Origin of the sequence: Psychroserpens mesophilus (assembly GCF_000826645.1) — a bacterium.
Lineage (GTDB): Bacteria > Bacteroidota > Bacteroidia > Flavobacteriales > Flavobacteriaceae > Psychroserpens > Psychroserpens mesophilus.
The window spans coordinates 1-20,919 of sequence record NZ_JXJP01000042.1 but is presented as its reverse complement, the minus strand read 5'-3'; the positions used below and the strand labels follow the sequence as shown (position 1 = coordinate 20,919).

18 protein-coding genes are annotated in these 20,919 nt (G+C 34.4%); 10 read left to right on the top strand and 8 right to left on the bottom strand.

Annotated elements, in window-relative coordinates:
• Positions 1–35 precede the first annotated feature (35 nt).
• The 6 genes from secDF to asnB form a co-directional block, all read right to left on the bottom strand.
• Positions 36–3,005 (bottom strand): protein translocase subunit SecDF, encoded by a 2,970-nt coding sequence (gene secDF / locus TD18_RS16365; protein WP_040254835.1) that lies wholly within the window; start codon positions 3,003–3,005, stop codon positions 36–38.
• 184 nt (positions 3,006–3,189) lie between these two features.
• Positions 3,190–3,834: a hypothetical protein gene (locus TD18_RS16360; protein WP_040254833.1), complete on the bottom strand. Its 645-nt coding sequence runs from the start codon at positions 3,832–3,834 to the stop codon at positions 3,190–3,192.
• Between the two features lie 67 nt (positions 3,835–3,901).
• The gene (locus tag TD18_RS16355) at positions 3,902–4,828 is read right to left on the bottom strand and encodes a malate dehydrogenase (RefSeq protein ID WP_040254831.1); all 927 of its coding nucleotides are present in this window, start codon (positions 4,826–4,828) and stop codon (positions 3,902–3,904) included.
• Positions 4,829–4,966: 138 nt separating this feature from the next.
• Entirely contained in the window at positions 4,967–5,980 is a 1,014-nt protein-coding gene (locus tag TD18_RS16350) for a DUF6588 family protein (protein ID WP_040254829.1), read from the bottom strand.
• Positions 5,981–6,183: 203 nt separating this feature from the next.
• Positions 6,184–8,133, bottom strand: a complete 1,950-nt coding sequence (gene gyrB, locus TD18_RS16345) for a DNA topoisomerase (ATP-hydrolyzing) subunit B (RefSeq protein WP_040254826.1) — start codon at positions 8,131–8,133, stop codon at positions 6,184–6,186.
• Between the two features lie 324 nt (positions 8,134–8,457).
• Positions 8,458–10,128, bottom strand: coding sequence for an asparagine synthase B (gene asnB, locus TD18_RS16340; RefSeq protein WP_040254824.1), 1,671 nt, complete (start codon positions 10,126–10,128; stop codon positions 8,458–8,460).
• A 181-nt stretch (positions 10,129–10,309) separates the two neighbouring features.
• Here asnB and TD18_RS16335 point away from each other — a divergent pair, with 181 nt between their 5' ends.
• A complete protein-coding gene (locus TD18_RS16335) occupies positions 10,310–11,584 on the top strand; it encodes a YCF48-related protein (protein WP_040254822.1) in 1,275 nt (424 codons plus the stop codon).
• Between the two features lie 89 nt (positions 11,585–11,673).
• The gene (locus TD18_RS16330; RefSeq protein WP_040254820.1) at positions 11,674–12,225 is read left to right on the top strand and encodes a DUF2911 domain-containing protein; all 552 of its coding nucleotides are present in this window, start codon (positions 11,674–11,676) and stop codon (positions 12,223–12,225) included.
• A 51-nt stretch (positions 12,226–12,276) separates the two neighbouring features.
• On the opposite strand, the gene TD18_RS16325 is transcribed toward TD18_RS16330, so the two are convergent.
• Positions 12,277–12,909 carry a 7-carboxy-7-deazaguanine synthase QueE gene (locus TD18_RS16325; protein ID WP_040254818.1) on the bottom strand — a complete coding sequence of 211 codons (633 nt, stop codon included), beginning with the start codon at positions 12,907–12,909 and terminating at the stop codon, positions 12,277–12,279.
• Positions 12,910–13,074: 165 nt separating this feature from the next.
• On the opposite strand from TD18_RS16325, the gene TD18_RS16320 reads away from it, so the two are divergent.
• From TD18_RS16320 to TD18_RS16285, 8 genes are all read left to right on the top strand, one after another.
• Positions 13,075–14,604 (top strand): helicase HerA-like domain-containing protein, encoded by a 1,530-nt coding sequence (locus tag TD18_RS16320; RefSeq protein WP_040254814.1) that lies wholly within the window; start codon positions 13,075–13,077, stop codon positions 14,602–14,604.
• A gap of 21 nt (positions 14,605–14,625) precedes the next feature.
• A complete protein-coding gene (locus TD18_RS16315) occupies positions 14,626–15,186 on the top strand; it encodes a hypothetical protein (RefSeq protein ID WP_040254812.1) in 561 nt (186 codons plus the stop codon).
• Positions 15,187–15,235: 49 nt separating this feature from the next.
• A complete protein-coding gene (locus TD18_RS16310) occupies positions 15,236–15,598 on the top strand; it encodes a cupin domain-containing protein (RefSeq protein WP_040254810.1) in 363 nt (120 codons plus the stop codon).
• Positions 15,599–16,426: an alpha/beta hydrolase gene (locus TD18_RS16305; protein ID WP_040254808.1), complete on the top strand. Its 828-nt coding sequence runs from the start codon at positions 15,599–15,601 to the stop codon at positions 16,424–16,426.
• An 18-nt stretch (positions 16,427–16,444) separates the two neighbouring features.
• Positions 16,445–17,197, top strand: a complete 753-nt coding sequence (locus TD18_RS16300) for a pseudouridine synthase (RefSeq protein WP_040254806.1) — start codon at positions 16,445–16,447, stop codon at positions 17,195–17,197.
• A 7-nt stretch (positions 17,198–17,204) separates the two neighbouring features.
• The gene (locus tag TD18_RS16295; protein ID WP_152611406.1) at positions 17,205–18,077 is read left to right on the top strand and encodes a LytR/AlgR family response regulator transcription factor; all 873 of its coding nucleotides are present in this window, start codon (positions 17,205–17,207) and stop codon (positions 18,075–18,077) included.
• Between the two features lie 112 nt (positions 18,078–18,189).
• Complete coding sequence (locus TD18_RS16290) at positions 18,190–18,750, top strand: hypothetical protein (RefSeq protein ID WP_040254802.1); 561 nt, start codon at positions 18,190–18,192, stop codon at positions 18,748–18,750.
• Positions 18,751–18,814: 64 nt separating this feature from the next.
• On the top strand, positions 18,815–19,237 hold the full coding sequence (locus TD18_RS16285) for a VOC family protein (protein WP_040254800.1): 423 nt from the start codon (positions 18,815–18,817) through the stop codon (positions 19,235–19,237).
• 66 nt (positions 19,238–19,303) lie between these two features.
• Here TD18_RS16285 and TD18_RS16280 read toward each other — a convergent pair.
• Positions 19,304–20,919 (bottom strand): T9SS type A sorting domain-containing protein (locus tag TD18_RS16280; protein WP_040254798.1); only part of this gene is annotated, 1,616 nt, incomplete at its 5' end.

The window sequence follows — 20,919 nt, the reverse complement described above, 5'->3', positions numbered from 1 at the left end:
TGAATGGCTTTTTTTTATTAATAAAGACCTATAGATTATGCTTCTTCATTTGGAGCTTCACCTTTATCTTTTAATGTATCATACATAATAGGTGTTGCAATAAACACAGATGAATACGTACCAACTACGACACCTACAATCAATGCAAATAATAAACCTCTTAGTGATTCAGCACCAAAAATGAACATGGCTAATAACACCACTAATGTTGTTAACGACGTATTTAATGTTCTACTCAATGTACTGTTAATCGCAGAGTTAATATTTGCTCCACCTTTAAATCCGGCTCTTTCAGCAATAACCTCTCTAATTCTGTCAAATACAACAACCGTATCATTTAATGAGTAACCAATAACGGTCAGGATTGCTGCAATGAAGGCTTGATCGATTTCCATACTGAATGGCATAAACTTATATAGTAATGAGAAAATACCTAATACGATAATTACATCATGGAATACAGCTACAACTGCACCAGTTGAGAATTGCCATCTTTTGAATCGGAATAAGATATAAAGGAATACCACAACTAAAGATCCTAAAACTGCCCAGAATGATTCTTTTTTGATATCATCGGCAATGGTTGGACTTACTTTACTTGATAATACTTTACCAACGCCATTAGTAGCTTCAGAGAATTCTGTATAAGTAATATCTGCTGGCAAGTAAGATTTCAATCCGTCAAATAACATCGTTTGAACTTCTTCATCTGCTTCAGCTGAATTTTCATTTACTTTATATTTTGTTGAAATCTTTAACTGATTCGCTGCACCAATGGTTTTAACCTCTGCACTTCCGAAGACCACATTTAAGTCTTTGGCAACAGCTTCAGAACTTACAGCTTGATCAAAACGAACCTGATATGTTCTTCCTCCAACAAAATCAATACCTTGATCTAATTTATTCGTAAATAAAGAGCCTAAACTCACTAAAATTAAAATACCTGAAACCACATAAGCTACTTTACGCTTTGCAATAAACTTGATATTCATATTCTTGAATAAGTTCTTTGTGATAGACGTAGAGAAATCTAAATTCTTTCCACTGTTCACATACCAATCTACTAATAAACGCGTAATAAAAATTGCAGTAAATAAAGACGTTACAATACCAATAAGTAAGGTCGTTGCGAAACCTTTAATAGGACCTGTTCCGAATACAAATAAGATTAAGGCTGTTAAACCTGTTGTAATATTCGCATCTAAAATTGAAGATAATGCATTTGCGAAACCATCTTTTACGGCTTCTTTCATTGTTTTACCTTTACCAATCTCTTCCCGAATACGTTCGAAAATAAGTACATTCGCATCTACAGACATACCAATGGTTAATACGATACCAGCTAAACCAGGAAGTGTTAATACAGCTCCTAATCCAGAAAGTACACCAAAGATTAATAAGATGTTTAATAATAAAGCGATATCAGCAAAAATACCTGCCTTACCATAGTACATAATCATCCATAGTAATACTAAAGCCAATGCAATTAAAAATGATTTTGAACCACTCTCAATAGCTTCTTTTCCTAATGAAGGACCAACCTGATCTGCTTGTACGATATCTGCTGAAGCTGGTAATTTACCTGCTCTTAATACGTTTGCTAAATCGACAGCTTCATTTACTGTAAAGTTTCCAGAGATTTCAGTGTTTCCACCAGAAATAGCTCCATTAGAAGCTGTTGGTGCAGAATACACAATATCATCTAATACAATGGCAATTTGAGATTTATTTGTAAATGCTCTTCCTGTAATTTCTTCCCATTTCTTAGCGCCTTTAGCATTCATTTGCATCGTTACAGATGGCTTATTCGTTACGCTATACGATTGACGTGCATCAGTAATTACGGCACCACTTAATTCAGGCTCATTTTCTCTATTTCCTTTTAAGGTATATAAATCTACGTACTCAACTCCAGTTTCAGTATCAACTGTTGGTAAACCGAAAGCGAATTTAATGTTTCTTGCATCTGCAGGAAGATTAGCTCTTACCTGAGGCATATCTAAATAAGACTGGAATTTATCTTTATCTTCTAATTTAATTCCAACCATTCCTCCAGAACGAGGTGGTCCGATTAAATCGAATAATGGATTTACCTGAGCTACCTCTGTTGAATCTGTGGATGTATCTCCTAATAAATCATCAATTGTGCTGTCAACAGATGTTGAATCTGGAGTTTCGGTTGCTTCAACTTTTTCATCAACACCTAACACTTTTTTAAGCGTTTCGTTTGATGCTACGAAGAAGTTTCCGATACTCTGACCATTATCTACATCCCAGAATTGTAATTGTGCTGTTGTAGTAATTAACTCCGTTGCACGCTTAACATCTTTAACACCTGGAAGCTCAACTAATACACGACCTGTATTTCCTAAACGTTGAATATTTGGAGATGTAACACCAAACTGGTCAATACGCTTACGTAATACTTCAAAAGCAGAAACGATAGACTCATCTACTTTTTGTTCAATCTCAGCTTTTACTTCATCATCAGTCATATTGATGTTAATCACATCGTCTAAACTTCTGTTAGCGAAAATGTCTGGAGACGCTAATTTTTGGTCACCTTTAATCGCATCCCAAGATCTATAAAACGATTCTAAGTACGATTCCTGAGCGTCTTTCTGAAGTTCTTCAGCATCAGCTAAAGCCTTATTAAACGCTGGATCTTTACTATTGTTAGCAAGACCTTTTAAGATGTCTTTTACTGAAATCTCTAAAATCACGTTAAGTCCACCTTTAAGGTCAAGACCTAAGTTCATTGATTTCTCTTTAACTTCTTTAAATGTGAAGCTAGCAACACCTAAATCAAACACTTCCTGACTTGAAAGAGAATCTAAATAACGAACCTCAGCTTCGTTGATGGCTTCACTATCTTGGAATTTACTTTCGGCATATGTTTTTGCCTCTTTTTCAATTTGGTTAGCTTTAAATGTAAATGATAATTGATAAATACTTACCAATCCAAATAACAGAGCAAAAAGCTTTACTAATCCTTTGTTTTGCATTACTTTAATTTTTTTTGTGACAAATTTTATCCCAAAATTTCGGGAGAGCAAATATAGACTTTACTCTTAATTTGACAATTATTTATTGTATTTATATATGATCTTTTGAACGCTTTTCGACTAAATGCCATAAGCGATCTTTTAAAAAATGTAATTGAAGTTCAATGGGAAAACGAATTAGCTATTAGCTAACTGAAAATATCCCATTTGATTCAGGTCCTGCCCGAACCTCTGGGATTTTGTGAGAGATATGATTAATTGCAATTCCAGCATTCTTATGGAATTTATATGCAACTTTTACCTGTTGTTCAAGATCATTATAATCGACTGCTGTTGTATGAGCAAACGGATTTGGATTAGAAAGACGATCATGATCTGCTTTGTGTTCTAAGGCTAATTTTCCTGAAAGCTGAAAGGCAGAATCGTATCCATTCTGGATTTCATACACATCTACATTGTAGGTAATTGTGTTGTCTTTTGAAGGAATTTCGAATGGAATATCACTTCCATTGATTGCAGAATCACTTAAACCAAAAGTCTTTTGGTTAGAAAGTATTTTCTTGACACTTCCAATATCAGTCGTGCTGAAATACGTAATTTTTAACTGACCACCTTTGAAAGCTGTCACCTGAACATTATGAACACCAACGGTTTCCAACTGTTGCTTGACAGTTGAAATAGCTTGCTGTGCGTCGTCACTTGAAACCGTTTCACTAGTAAACTGCAATACAATTTCCTGATTAGGAGTAATGCTTTTCTCATGAGAAGCAACACCACCTAATAAAGCAAGAATGATGACTAAAGCACTAATGTACCATTTGTTATTCATGCGCCAAATATATAAAAAAATAAAGACTGTATTTCTACAGCCTTTATTTTGATGTATTTTAAAGAGATTATAATTCTAATAATCCGTTAGTTTTCTTAACACCTTCAGCACTTTCAGCCATATGAGCCTTTTCAGCAGCACTTAAAGGAACGTCAACGATGCTCTCGATTCCGTTTCTTCCAAGAATCACAGGAACACCAATACATAAATCACTTAAACCATATTCGCCATCTAACAATGTAGAACACGGAAACATTTTCTTTTGATCACAAGCAATCGCCTGCACTAATCCACTTACAGCAGCTCCTGGAGCATACCAAGCAGACGTACCGAGTAATTTAGTTAATGTTGCGCCTCCAACCTTAGTATCTTCTTTAACCTGGTTTAAACGCTCTTCTGAGATAAATTCAGAAACCTTAATACTGTTACGAGTAGCTTGAGACGTTAATGGCACCATTCCTGTATCACTATGACCTCCAATGACCATTCCATCCACATCACTAATTGGTGCGTCTAATGCTTCAGCCAATCTATATTTAAAACGAGCTGAATCTAAAGCACCACCCATTCCGATGATTTTATGCTTTGGCAAGTCGGTCGTTTTATGAACTAAATACGTCATCGTATCCATTGGATTACTTACAACAATAAGAATCGTATTTGGAGAATGTTCAACTAAACTTGAAGATACAGATTTAACAATTCCTGCATTAATTCCAATTAATTCTTCACGAGTCATACCAGGTTTACGAGGAATACCAGACGTAATGACACAAATATCGCTATTTGCTGTTTTAGAATAGTCATTTGTACTTCCTGTGATTTTTGTATCAAATCCGTTTAAAGAAGCACATTGCATTAAATCCATCGCTTTACCTTCAGCAAAACCTTCTTTAATGTCTAAAATTACGACTTCGGAAGCAAAGTTTTTAATGGCAATATATTCTGCACAACTTGCTCCAACTGCTCCTGCTCCAACTACTGTTACTTTCATGTTTTTAAGTTTTTTATGTTTTAAAATTGTGTTGTTATTTGAGACTGCAAAATTACGAATTTTAACAGTCTAAATAAAAAAAGCGTAAGAGAAAATCTTACGCTTTAGTATTTTTTTATCTCATAGAGTATTTCCTAATTAAAAAGAGAAGTTAATTCCGAGTGTTGCGCTATCAAATTCAGCCAGAGTGTAGTCAGCATTTAATCCAAAAAAACCTAATTTTAGATTGGCACCTATTGTTCCTCTCATACCAGAAATATCATGTTCAACAGAAAACGGATCATTAATGGCCTGAGAAAACAAAAAACCATCAGTTACCACATACGTTCCTAATAAATCTGTTTTAGATGTCCCTTTTATATACCCTAGTCCGCCATAAAAATTTATAACCTTCAATTTTGTACCTACAATTAATTCAAACAGCAATGTATTCACATCAGTTTCTACACGTTGATTAGAACCATCAACCAACTCTGCATCTGTAAAATCATAACTTGCATCTAAATGCGTATAAGCTATTAATCCAGAAATTGCTATTGGCAGCACTTTATCTGCAGGCAACCAGCTTGTGAATTCTTGTTGAATTCCGAAACCATATAAACCTACCTCTGTGTCTTCAGTGTCGACTTTAGGGAAAAAGCGTCCTTTTAATTGTGTCCCTTTAAACGGTGAAAAACTTGCTTGTAAAAAACCTGTTGGAATACTATTGACATTTTGAGATCCAATTCCAGTAGGAAGTTCTAAAGTTGTTTCCTGACTTCCAAAAATAGGAGCATCATAAGTTACAATCACATTAATACTAGGATCATTATGACCTAACGCAGTAGCTACGGTTTTTGAGGAACTTCCATCCTCAAATCTGATATTTTCATAATCAGAAATGTTCATTTGAAACGACTTTTTATCATCTTTGATAAATCCAATATTACCGATTACAGATAATTCAAAACCAAACCGTTTTGGAGCTTTAGCATTATTAAACCAACCATTGTTAATTCCGTAAACTAAACCTTCAGAAGCTGGAGCGATATAGTCATGAGTAAAGCGTTGAGCATCATTAATACCTGCTGCTAATAAATCATTGATATTTTCCTGAGCTTTTACTGACGCAAAGGTCAAAAACACCAAGCTTGTTAAAATTAAGTTTTTCATAACATATTATAGGTTAAATAGATTTCAAAATTAATATAATATACCAAACAAACGTTTTTAATCGTTAAAAATTGCACTTTAACGACAAATGTTAGAGTTTAATCAATAGTTTCAATTAGCTGCAATAAAAAAAGCAACTACATTATATACGTAGTCGCTTTCGTTTTAGTTTTCGCCAAGTCTAGTTAAGCGATCTATATGTATTATGCATCGATATTAGCGTAAATCGCATTCTTTTCGATGAATTCTCTACGAGGTGGCACTTCGTCTCCCATCAACATTGAGAAAATACGATCGGCTTCTCCTCCATTATCAATTTGAACTAAACGCATGGTTCTAAATTCAGGATTCATGGTTGTATCCCATAATTGTTCAGCGTTCATTTCTCCAAGACCTTTATATCGTTGAATTTTAGATCCATCACCGAACTCTGAAATAATTTCATCGCGTTCTTTATCACTCCAAGCATATTGCTTCTTGGCTCCTTTTTTAATTAGGTATAAAGGCGGTGTAGCAATATAAATATGTCCGTTTTCAATAAGTTCTTTCATATATCTAAAGAAGAATGTTAAAATAAGCGTCGCAATGTGACTACCATCGATATCGGCATCACACATAATCACGACTTTATGATAGCGTAACTTAGATAAGTTTAAAGCTTTACTGTCTTCTTCAGTACCTATAGTGACACCAAGAGCAGTGAAAATGTTCTTGATTTCTTCATTTTCAAATACTTTGTGAGTCATTGCTTTTTCAACATTTAAGATTTTTCCACGAAGTGGAAGAATCGCTTGAAATGCTCTGTCACGACCTTGTTTAGCCGTTCCACCTGCCGAATCTCCCTCAACAAGAAACACTTCACATTTTGTTGGATCTTGCTCTGAGCAATCACTTAACTTTCCAGGTAAACCACCAATACTCATGACGGTTTTACGCTGAACCATGTCACGTGCTTTTTGAGCAGCATGACGTGCCTGAGCAGCAAGAATTACTTTTTGGACAATTGTTTTAGCATCATCTGGATGCTCTTCAAGATAATCGGTAAGCATTTCAGAAACAGCCTGACTAACAGAAGCTGATACTTCTCTGTTACCTAATTTAGTTTTTGTTTGCCCTTCAAACTGAGGTTCCTGAACTTTTACAGATATGATAGCTGTCAATCCTTCACGGAAATCATCACCTTGAATATCAAACTTCAATTTGTCTAACATACCAGAAGAATCAGCATATTTTTTTAAGGTATGCGTTAAACCTCTTCTGAAGCCTGATAAATGTGTTCCACCTTCATGTGTATTAATATTATTCACATAAGAATGTAAATTTTCAGCGTAAGATGTGTTGTAAATCATGGCAACCTCAACTGGAACTCCGTTTTTCTCACCTTCAAAAGCGATGACGTCTTTCATAAGAGGCTCTCGGTTTCCGTCTAAGAACTTTATAAATTCTTTTAGACCTTCTTCAGAATGAAATGTTTCTCCTTCAAATTCACCATCATCCTTTTTAGTACGTTTGTCTATCAAGTGAATGGTGATTCCTTTATTTAAGTATGCCAATTCGCGTAAACGACTTGCTAATGTGTCGTAGCTATATTCTAATGTCTGCGTAAAAATTGTTGGATCAGGCTTAAAGGTAACTGTTGTGCCACGTTTATCTGTTTCTCCAACCTGCTTCACAGGATACATGGCTTTACCACGCTCGTATTCTTGCTCGTAAATTTTACCTTCTCTAAAAACTGTGGCTTTTAAATGTTCGGAAAGTGCATTAACACAACTCACACCAACACCATGAAGACCACCAGATACTTTGTAAGAATCTTTATCGAATTTACCACCAGCTCCAATTTTAGTCATTACAACCTCTAGTGCTGAAACACCTTCTTTTTTGTGCAGATCTACAGGAATACCTCGACCATCATCTTCTGTAGTAATTGAATTATCTTCGTTTATAATTACTGTAATATTATTACAATGACCTGCCAAGGCCTCATCGATAGAGTTATCTACAACTTCATATACCAAATGGTGTAAACCACGAGTACCAACATCTCCAATATACATGGATGGACGCATACGCACATGCTCCATTCCTTCTAATGCCTGAATACTATCAGCAGAATAGTTATGCTTGTTAAACTCTTCTTTTTTCTCGCTCATAAAATTTAATTTATTTTATTTTGAAATATCTAGTTCGTCTTTTGTTTTATAATTTCGAATTATCTGTCGCATAAAAAAAGATGCATTTAGCATCCTTTTGAATACAAACAAAGATAGGAAAATAAGACTGTTTTTAAAAGCATTTTATCAATAGAAAGCAATATTTATCAACATTTGTTAATTACTTAAAAGTCTCTTAAATCGTCTAAAAAGCGCCTTAAAACGAATTTCATTATGTTTTAACATCTTCGATAAAGTGCTAAAAACACAAAATCTCGCAGAAGCGAGATTTTGCATTCATTTTTTTTAATTGAAAACACTTTTTTACGCTTTTACATAAGCATCATCATGAATTTTTGCTACTGCTCTTCCTGATGGATCATTCATGTTTTTAAATGCCTCATCCCACTCCAATGCAATTTTAGTGCTGCAAGCCACACTCGCCTCTTGTGGAACACATAAAGCAGCTGCATCACTAGGAAAGTGTTCAGCAAAAATTGAACGGTAATAAAACTCTTCTTTGTTCGTAGGTGTCTGTAATGGGAATTTATATTTCGCATTAGCCAGTTGCTCATCAGAAACCTCACTATCAACAACTTCTTTTAAGGTATCAATCCAGCTATAACCGACACCATCACTAAATTGTTCTTTTTGACGCCATGCTACACTTTCTGGCAACATATCTTCAAAGGCTTTTCGCAACACCCATTTTTCCATGCGTTCACCATTAATCATTTTATCTTGTGGATTTATACGCATAGCGACATCCATAAATTCTTTATCTAGGAATGGTACACGACCTTCAATTCCCCAAGCTGCCAAACTTTTGTTTGCTCGTAAACAATCGTACATATGTAGTTTACCTAACTTTCTAACCGTTTCTTCATGAAACTCTTGAGCATTTGGCGCTTTATGGAAGTACAAATAACCTCCAAACAATTCGTCTGCACCTTCGCCTGACAACACCATTTTGATTCCCATAGATTTAATAACTCTAGCCATTAAATACATTGGTGTACTAGCGCGAATCGTAGTAATGTCATAGGTTTCTAAATTATAGATAACATCTCTAATGGCATCTAAACCTTCTTGAATCGTAAATTTTATTTCATGGTGAACCGTTCCAATGTGTTTTGCAACTTTTTGTGCTGCAGCTAAATCTGGAGAACCTTCTAATCCGACAGAAAAACTATGCAATTGAGGCCACCAAGCTTCAGATTGATCATCTGATTCAATACGCTTTTGGGCATATTTCTTTGCTATGGCAGATGTAATTGAAGAGTCTAATCCACCAGACAACAACACACCATAAGGCACATCACTCATAAGTTGTCTGTGAACTGCTGCTTCTAGTGCATCTTTAATTTTAGCGATACTTGTTTCGTTATCCTTTACAGCTTCATAATCGGTCCAATCGCGCTTGTTCCATTGCACAAATTCTCCGTCTTTGCTACTCATATAATGTCCTGGTGGAAACAATTCAATTTTAGTACAGACCCCTTCCAGAGCTTTCAATTCTGAAGCGACGTAGAATGTTCCATTTTGATCCCAACCTATGTATAAAGGTATAATTCCCATGTGATCACGTGCTATAAAATACGCATCATTTTCAACATCATAAATGGCAAATCCGAAAATCCCATTCAATTCATCAACAAATTTTACACCTTTCTCTTTATATAAAGCTAGAATCACTTCGCAATCACTTTCGGTCTGAAATTGGTATGATGGAAACTGCTTACGCAATTCACGATGGTTATAAATTTCACCATTAGCAGCCAGTATTAATGTTTTATTCTGGCTAAACAATGGCTGTTTCCCTGAAGCTGGATCAACAATAGCTAATCGCTCATGAGCCATAATGGCTTTATCATCACTATATATTCCGCTCCAATCTGGACCACGATGACGAATACGTTTTGCCATCTCCAGTATTTGAGGTCTTAGGTCTTCTGGTTTTTGTTTTAGATCGAACGCACATACAATTCCGCACATAACTAATTTCCTTTTTTGTTTATTAATAGAATACAAATATGAATTATATGTTTAGCATTTAAAACATAAAACTTCATTTAACTTACAATATGTAATCAAAAATATGATTTTAATAATAAAAATAATTCTCTAGCCAAAAAACAGATTGTTAACTTTGTAAATTGAAAGTTAAAATATGCGTATGAAATTAATTAGTTTGTTCGTCCTGTTATTTAGTATTAGTATCGGTGCCCAATCGACCTGGCAACCAGCTCCAAATATTTTTTCTAATCCCAATGGTCAACGTTTTGATGATGTTTTTTTCTTAGATGAAAATATAGGTTGGGCAGCTAATGGTTTTTATGCCGCAGTTTATAAAACTACTGATGGTGGTCTCAATTGGAGTGAACAACTAAACGAAATTAACATTCCTGGTAATTACTATTTTAGAAATATTGAATTTTTGAATCAAAACATCGGTTTCATTGGTACGTTAAACGGTACGTTTTTTAGAACCACAGATGGAGGTGAGAATTGGACAGAAGTGACAAATATTTCTCCAAATCCTAATGCTATTTGCGGACTAGATGCAGTTGGGACTTCAACAGTGTATGGTTGTGGTGCTTATTTTAATCCGGCTCACATTATAAAATCTACAGACAGTGGAGACACGTGGACATTCCTTGACATGTCAAGTTATGCAAATGCTTTGGTTGAAGTTCTATTTTTAGATGAGCTAACCGGATTTGCAGCAGGAAGAAGTTCTACAGGAGGCATTATTCTAAAAACTACAGATGGTGGATTAACATGGACTGAAATTTACAATACGAATGTAAGTGGTGAATATGTTTGGAAATTGCAAACACTTTCGGGTAATGACAATATCATGTTTGGAGCTGTATCTTCAATTGCTCCGAATAATGGCAAACTCATTAAATCTGTTGATGGTGGTGTTAGTTGGCAAAGCTTAGAATCTGTCGAAACTGAAATCCAGGCTGTTGGTTTTATTACGGAAAATCACGGCTGGATGGGTGGACATACAACTGGTTTCCAAGAAACTTTAGATGGCGGACAAACATGGAATGACTTAAGTATTGGCAATAACTTAAATCGGATTTTTATTATTAATTCTACCTCAGCCTACGCAGCTGGAACTACAGTTTACAAATACACTGATGAGACTTTAGGTGTTGAAGATTTATCAGAAAGACATCATAAACATTTAGATATTAAGCTTTTTGAAAATCCTGTGGACACTCATTTAGAGTTTTCAATTAATTTTGAAAGTAACGACAATATTCTAATTGAGTTGTATGACATTAATGGAAAGTTTATTAAACAATTATCCCGAGACATGATTACTCAAATGACCTTAAAGGATTATAGCTTTAACGTATCTGACTTGGATTCAGGAGCTTACTTTATAGACTTCCATAACAATTCAGGTCGATCTTCATTAAAGTTCATAAAGAAATAAGACAGTATTGTAAAGTTTGACAACTAATTCCGACATTTATAAAATAATTATAACCAAATAGTGTTCAATTTTAAACCATTTTAAAACTTATGAAAATATCAACATTTATTTCAACTCTTGCATTGACGCTTTTAATGCTTATCCCTTTTAATAGCAATGCTCAGGAATTTCCAGACTTAGATAAAAGTCCGATGGATGCTGCAGCATTTCCATCAAAATATGACGAACCAAAGAAACTTATTAAAATTATTTACAGTAGACCTCAACTTAAAGGTCGCTCTATTTGGGATTTAGCTCCTGTTGGAAAAGTATGGAGAACTGGAGCAAATGAAGCTGCAGAATTAACGATTTACACGCCAATGTTATTTGGAGATACTAAAATAGAGCCTGGTACTTATACGTTTTTTATGATTCCTGGAAAACAAGAATGGACAGCCATTATCAGTAAAGATTTAAATGTTTGGGGAAGTTATTTTTATAATGAAGAAAATGATGTCGCTAAAGTTGCTGTACCTGTTAAAAATGACAAAAACAATTCTATTGAAGCTTTTTCAATCGTTTTTCAAGAAACAAGTAAAGGTACTGACATGTACTTAGGTTGGGGACATATTCGACTAGCAATACCTTTTCATAAGTTGTAATACATACAAAACAAATATAAAAACGCCTTGAAATAATCAAGGCGTTTTTTGTTAAGGAATATTCAAATATTTGTGTGTTTGAAGTGATACTTTCCATTTCGGATTTGCCATCACGTAATCTACAATTTGAGGTACCACTTTATCTCGTTTGCTCCATTCTGGTTGCAAGTATAAAATACAGTCTTTATTTACTTTGGAGGCTTGTTCTTCAGCAAATCGAAAATCATCTTTATTGTATATGATACACTTTAGTTCATGTGCCTTTTCGTAGACTTCCGCAGTAGGTAATTTCATTTTTTTCGGTGAAAGGCAAATCCAATCCCATTGTCCAGATAATTTATAAGCTCCAGAGGTTTCAATATGTGTTTGTACGCCTTTGGCTTTCAATTGTTCAGTTAGTGGTCCCATATCCCAGGTTAGCGGTTCTCCGCCTGTGACAACTATGGTATTACTGTACTTGACTGCATTTTCTACAATCTTTTCAGTTTCAGTAGGCGGATGTAATTCGGCCAACCAGCTTTCTTTCACATCACACCAATGACAGCCCACATCACAACCACCAATTCTTACAAAATACGCAGCAGTACCTTTGTGGAAGCCTTCACCTTGAATGGTGTAAAATTCTTCCATTAAAGGCAATAATAAGCCTTTGTCAATGAGTTCTTGTCTTTCTCGTCTTGTCATAGCTTGCAAATGTATAAAATAGTCATCAGTATTCAGTAAGCAGTATATGGTAATTTTAGATTTTGATTATTTGACTTTATACAAAAGACTGAAAACTGAAGACTACCACTGAAAACTATTTTATACTTGACTAAAATTACACTATTTTTATGCAAATTTTAAATGATGAGTAGAAAGGACGATTTTTTAAAAGAAATCACAGAAGGTAATACCAACAAAGGTGAATACATCACTTTAGGAGCAGCAATGCTAGATGGTGAAACGATGACGAATGCGTTTGTGAATGTCCCTCTTAAAACCATGAACAGGCATGGCCTAATTGCAGGTGCAACGGGAACTGGAAAAACAAAAACGCTTCAGGTTTTAGCTGAAAATTTAAGTGAAAAAGGTGTTCCTGTTTTATTGATGGATATTAAAGGAGACTTAAGTGGATTGGCACAACCAAGTCCAGGTCACCCAAAAATTGATGAACGTCACGAAAAAATAGGATTACCTTTTGAAGCCAAAGCATTTCCTGTAGAAGTGATGTCCTTATCTGAACAAGATGGTGTTCGTTTACGGGCTACTGTTAGTGAATTTGGCCCTGTTTTATTATCTCGGATTTTAGATCTTTCTGATGCACAATCTGGTGTGGTTGCAGTAATTTTCAAATACTGTGATGATAACAAACTACCATTACTCGATCTTAAAGATTTCAAAAAAATATTACAATATACTACACAGGAAGGTAAAGCTGAATTCACAGAAGCTTACGGAAGAATATCAACAGCCTCTACAGGAGCAATCTTAAGAAAAGTTGTTGAGCTGGAACAGCAAGGAGCCGATTTGTTTTTTGGAGAAACCTCATTTGAAGTTAATGATTTACTACGTATTGATGAAAATGGAAGAGGTTATATCAATATTATTCGACTAACAGATATTCAAGACAGACCTAAGTTATTTTCAACATTTATGTTAAGTCTTTTGGCTGAAATATATTCTACATTTCCTGAACAAGGCGATAGTGGACGTCCTGAACTCATTATGTTTATTGACGAAGCACATCTCATTTTCAATGAAGCGTCAAAAGCCTTATTAAATCAAATTGAAAGCATTGTAAAATTGATTCGTAGTAAAGGTGTTGGTTTGTATTTTGTAACGCAAAATCCAACTGATGTTCCTGAAGCTGTTTTAGGGCAACTCGGCCTTAAAGTTCAGCATGCGCTTAGAGCTTTTACAGCAAAAGATAGAAAAGCAATCAAACTTACAGCACAAAATTATCCTGATACTGATTATTACGATACTGCCGATGTTTTAACGTCTTTAGGAATTGGAGAAGCACTGGTTTCAGCATTAAATGAAAAAGGAAAACCAACACCATTAGCAGCAACAATGATGAGAGCTCCAATGAGCCGAATGGATGTTTTAACTGAAAGTGAATTAGGAGCGCTTTTATCAAAATCGAAATTAGCCAGAAAATATAACGAAGAGGTCGATAGAGAAAGTGCTTATGAAATGCTTCATAAAAAGATTGAAATTGCAGAAGCTGAAGAAGCCAAAGAAAAAGCACGCAAAGAAAAAGAGGCCTTAAAAAAAGCAGAAACAAAGCAGAGGAGCAGGCGAACGAGTACTAGACAAAACCCTATTGTTAAGGTTTTAACAAGTCCGACCGTTATTAGAAGTGTACTTGGTATCTTGACTAAAATGTTAAAATAAATTCACCCTATTTTTAAATTTATGAACAAATCCCTATTAACATTAATGCTCATAGCATTACTAACTATTGGCTGTACTACTGAAACAAAAACAGATCCTTTCAAAATTGGAAAACAGCACATTGGTTTACTAACCGATTCTACGCAAGTAAAGGACTTACATTTGGCGTTTCCGACAGATTCCATCGTAAAAAATATAATGGGAGATGAATTTTTAGGCGACATCAATGATATTGAAATTTATGACACGGTTACAAGAAAACAATTATTAACACTCACTCCTACACAATCTTTAGATTCTACAGCCACTATAAAAAGTATTCATATTATAGATTCCAGGTTTAAAACTGAAAAAAATATTTCTGCATTAAGCACGTTTGCAGACATAAAAAACAATTATAAAATCTCTGGAATTTCAACATTAATTAATTCTATTGTCATTTCTGTAAACGAAATAAATGCTTCTTTTACCATTGATAAAAAAGAATTACCTGCCAACTTACAGTTTAATATGGACTTAAAAATTGAGGCAGTTCAGATTCCTGATCATGCGAAAATCAAATATTTCATGTTATATTGGTAACATAAAATGATTTATATTGGGATACTATTCTGATAATTAGACTTAAAAAATGAAGACATATAAAGTACAACGTTCCCCATTTATTGTACCTACTACCGACGGAAAAGTTATAAAAGAACACTTCGGACTTGCCACTGATGGAGACGCTAATATCAGTATCGCTCACATGATTGCTCCTCCTGGTTGGAGTGAACCTTTTCAAACTCCAGAATTTGACGAGTACACGTTTATTATTAAAGGCAAAAAGCAATTCATAATTAATGGAGAAACCGTAATTTTATCAGCAGGCGAATCTATCAAAATTCAAAAAAACACCAAAGTTCAATACTCAAATCCGTTTAATGACGTTTGTGAATATATCGCTATTTGTAAACCCGCTTTTTCAATGGAATTAGTCAACAGAGAAGAGTAAATGAAACAAGTAATTCCAAAAAGTATTGGTGTTATCATCAATTTCATTAGTCTATTCTCGTCACGAAGAGCTGGCAAGATTGCGATTAAGCTGTTCTCTTCTCCTCGACGTAAAAGACTTAAAGAAATAGAAAAAGACTTTTTAGAAACTGCTTTCATTGAAGATCTAAAGTATGATAATATTACCATCATGACGTACCGATGGCTAGGTAAAAACGATACTATTTTATTAGCTCATGGTTGGGAAAGCAATTCAGTTAGATGGAAAGATTTAATTATTAAACTTAGAGCTTTAGACTACAACGTAATCGCCCTTGATGCTCCAGCTCACGGTAGGTCTGGCGGAAGATCTTTTAATGCTGTCATCTATTCTGAATGTATAAATCTAGTTGTAAAAAAATTTAATGCCAAAATTATTATAGGGCATTCTGTTGGTGGTATGGCAACAACATTTTTCCAACACAAGTACCAACTACCAACTGTTGAAAAATTGATTTTGCTTGGCGCTCCTTCTAATTTTGTAGGTGTTTTTGAACGTTATGTTAAAATGATGGGCTATAATAAACGAACTACCCAAAGCATCAATGACATTGTTTATGAGCGGTTTAATAACAAACCAGAACATTTTAATGCTGCCAAATTCTCAGAAACTATAGCTGCTCAAGGACTTCTCATTCACGATAAATACGATACTATAATTCCTTACAGTGATGCTGAAGACTTTAAAAATTTCTATAAAAATTCTCAATTAATTACTACGGAAGGATTTGGACATGGATTAAAATCTGATGCTGTTGATGATCACATTTTAGACTTTGTAAGTCATTAGTTTATTGTACTTTTGAATATGCCTGAAGAATTAAAAAGAATCAATAAATACTTAAGCGAAGCTGGTTATTGTTCACGTCGTGAAGCTGACAAACTTATTGAAGCTGGCCGTGTTACTATTAATGGCGTGGTTCCAGAAATGGGAACAAAAATCGGAACTAATGATGAAGTCCATGTGGATGGAAAACTCATAAAAAACTCTAAAGAAGCATTTGTTTATCTCGCTTTTAATAAACCTGTAGGAATTGTTTGCACGACTGATACTCGTATTGAAAAAGATAACATCATAGATTTTATTAATTATCCTAAACGAATTTTTCCGATAGGTCGATTAGATAAACCCAGTGAAGGTTTAATTCTTTTAACTGACGATGGAGATATCGTAAATAAAATTCTTAGAGCCAGTAATAATCATGAAAAAGAATATGTGGTTACTGTAGATAAACCTATTTCTCAAACATTCATAACACGTATGTCTGGTGGCATTTATCTTGAAGATTTAAAACAAACAACTAAGAAGTGTGAGGTTGAAAAACTGGATAAATACACCTTCAGAATTGTATTAACACAAGGCTTAAATAGGCAAATTAGACGAATGTGTGACTATTTAAATTATGATGTACTTACCCTGAAACGTGTGAGAATCATGAATGTTATTTTAGACACTCCAGTAGGACAATACAGAGAACTAACCGAAAAAGAATTTAAAGAATTGAGTACTTTACTGGAGCATTCAAAGAAGAATTACCAAGCTAAGATTCCGCGAAAATAAAAAATAAGTGCTTTCAAAATTTAAAGACATATCAAATTCAAGACGAAGCATTCTAATAATTGCTTTAATCATCTTGATTGCGATTACTTTTGAAACCTTGCAGCAAATGTATTATATCAAACGGTTTCAGATCGATGAGAACATAGCCTTTTTTGATATTTTAAAAGCCCAAGCCTATCGATGGATAATATGGTTATTGTTTTCGCTAGTTTTAGTCTGGTACATTAAAGCTCAAACTTTCAAACTAAAAATAGCTTTTAATATTTTTAAACTCATTGGAATTATTTTCTGTTTAGTATTTTTAAACATCTTTATCATTTCTTTGAGCCAAATGATACTTTCCGAATATTCATTTTCTTTAACCGAATTGTTTACAGAGTTTATCCCCTTCTTCACTTACCAGAAAGCACCCATATATACGCTTGGATATATTGCAATAAGTTTGATTTTGTATTTATATTTTGATAATGAAAAACTTCAAATTGAAGTACAGAAACTGTCCGAATTAAAACAAACAAATACTAAACTTTATAATAAACTACGAACTCAAGTTGATGAAAAATCAACGGTTCTAAATATCAAAATTGGTAATAAACGTAAAATTATTCCAGTAGAACAGATTAGCTGGATTGAAGCAGACGACTATTGCGTAAAAGTACATACAACCACAAACAAAACCTACACGATGCGAAGTTCTTTAAAAGCATTAGAAGAAAAACTTAATACAAACTTCTTACGTGTACATAGAAAAGCAATTGTAAATATGGACTTGGCTAGAGAACTGCATCTTGCAAACACGCCTAATCTTGTTCTTAAAAACAAAACTGAAATTCCAGTATCTAAAAGTAATTTAAGAAGCGTTAAAGATTTTTTAAAATAGCATTTAGATTTTCTTAACTCACTTTACTGCAAATAACACACCACTCTCTGCATTAGCTTAGTTAAACTCCTATTTTTTGACTTGATTTGAATTGAATTAAAAACTACTTCCTATGAAACGTACTTTATTTATTTGCTTTGCCCTATGCATTTCAATGTGTTTTGGACAATATGATTACAATGCTTCAAAAGCACATCCTTTCGGACAGCCAAATCCCGAAGCTCCAAATCAAATTAAAGATTTCGAATCTATGATTGGGTTATGTAAGTGTACATCTACAACTCGAAAACAAGATGGCACATGGAATCCTTCCGAAGATATTACTTGGGAATGGAAATATATTATGAATGGAACTGCTGTTCAGGATGAAACGCTAAAACCAGATGGTTCTCATTCTGGAAGCATAAGACAATTTAACATCGATAGCAGCAAATGGTATGTGCATTGGTTTTCGGCAAAAACTCCTTCTACCACATTTCCTGTTTGGGAAGGGAACAAAAAAGACGATAAAATTGTTTTATATAGGGAACAAAAAGCACTAAATGGAACAGATGGCTATTACAGATTAACCTTTTATGATATGAGTTCATCTGGCTACAAATGGATTGGCGAATGGGTTAACACTACGGAAACTATAGTATATCCTACCTGGGAAATTAAATGTGTAAGATAACTTACTTCTGAATTAAATGAATTAGAAAATAAGCTGTAAATTTCGACTACTAAATTTTTATGTCATGTCGATAATTTCTCCCTTTCATATTGCAATACCTGTTCATAACTTAGAAGATTGTCGAACATTTTACAGAGATATTCTTAATTGTGAAGAAGGCAGAAGTAGTGATCATTGGGTGGATTTTAACTTGTTCGGACATCAATTGGTCATTCACTATCAACCAAAATCTGAAGAAACACTTCATACAAATGCTGTGGATGGTAAATCGGTACCAGTACCACATTATGGTGTTGTCCTTCCATGGCAAATATTTCAGACCTTTTCAAAATCAATTAGGGAGAAAGGTGTTCGTTTTATTATCGAGCCATACATTAGATTTGAAGGCCAAATTGGTGAGCAAGCTACTATGTTTTTTTTAGATCCGGCTGGAAATGCTTTAGAGTTTAAAGCTTTTAAAGATATGAATCAACTCTTTGCCAAATAAAAAACAACACCTCTAATCTACGATTAAAGGTGCTGAAAGTTGCTATAAATCAATCGATTTGGTTGGTTATTTATCTAATACAACTTTTTTAATTTTAGTGCCATCTTTAGTAGTCACTTTTAAATAATACACTTGACTTGCCAAGCCTGTTAGATTAATAGGAATTTCCTTGTCTTTAATCTTACTAAAAGATTGACTAAATATTTTGGTTCCAATCAAATCAAAGAGTTCTATTGTAGCATTATCGTCGGATAATATATTTGGTTTAATTGTCAACTTACCTTTAGTTGGGTTAGGAAACATTTCAAAATCAAACTCGCTTGCCTTAGAAAAATAATTGTAATAATCGTATTTAGTACAAGTTGATTCTAATGTAATTTGACACATAGTAGAACAACCATTTGCATCAATAACTTCAATTATAAAAGTAGCACTTTGTAATCCAGGTAAATAGGTCATGGTTTGCGAATCACTTCCAGACAATATTGACCACATGCCATAGTATGCTGATTTATCCATAGACCAAGAATAGGTATATGGTCCTACTCCTCCCATATGACCTACAGTTAATGAATTATTAATTCTATCTTCACATCTTATTTCGTTGCCTTCATAAGATTTACCAATTTTACAAATCAATTCATTTGGTTGATTGATGACTACTAATTTACCATCAACACAAGGGTTTTGAGATCTAGATAGTTTATCATCTTTATCAGACACTCCTATTCTCGAAACATTTTGGATTAATTGAGCTTCAACAACGTATGTTCCTGGAGCAAAATATTCCTGTTCGCTTAAATCTGGACCAGTACCATTTAATTTAATTGTATAAAAAGCACCTTCACTAAGACTTTCTATCGTAATCGTACCATCTTCAGCTCCATAACATGTGACATCAGTAGAACTTACTTGAACATCGACAAGCGCTGGTTCAACAATTGTGATGACTTGAGTAGTTGAACAATCTGGATCAACACTGTCTTCAAAATAAGCCACTAGAGTATAAGTTCCAGGCACATAGAGCATATCTGCATTATAAGGCTCACCATTAACCGTGACTATTGATCCCTCAGTTACGAAATCAACTGTAATCGTTCCATCATCCAGTCCAAAACACGAAACATCTGTGTATGAAATTTGTAAATCGATAACTTCTTTAGTCACTTCTGCACTACTCATTGCTGAACAACCATTATCATTATCTGTAACGGTTAAGGTATAGGTTCCTGCTTCACTAACTGTGATATCTTCCGTAGCTGCTGAATAACCATTTGGTCCACTCCATGAGTATGATAAGTCCGCATCTGGATTTGTGGAACTTCCTGAGCCATCAAGAGTCACTTCCAGAGTTGTACAAGTCAGTTCTGCATTTGCGCCTGCATCTGCTGTTGGAGCAGTTGTATCTAAATTCACCTCTGCTTCACTCATTGCTGAACAACCATTATCATTATCTGTAACGGTTAAAGTATAAGTTCCTGCTTCACTAACTGTGATATCTTCCGTAGCTGCTGAATAACCATTCGGTCCACTCCATAAGTACGATAAATCTGCATCTGGATTTGTAGAACTTCCTGAGCCATCAAGAGTCACTTCCAAAGTTGTGCAAGTCAGTTCTGCATTTAATCCTGCATCTGCTGTTGGAGAATTTTCATCTTCAGTAACATCTGCACTGCTCATTG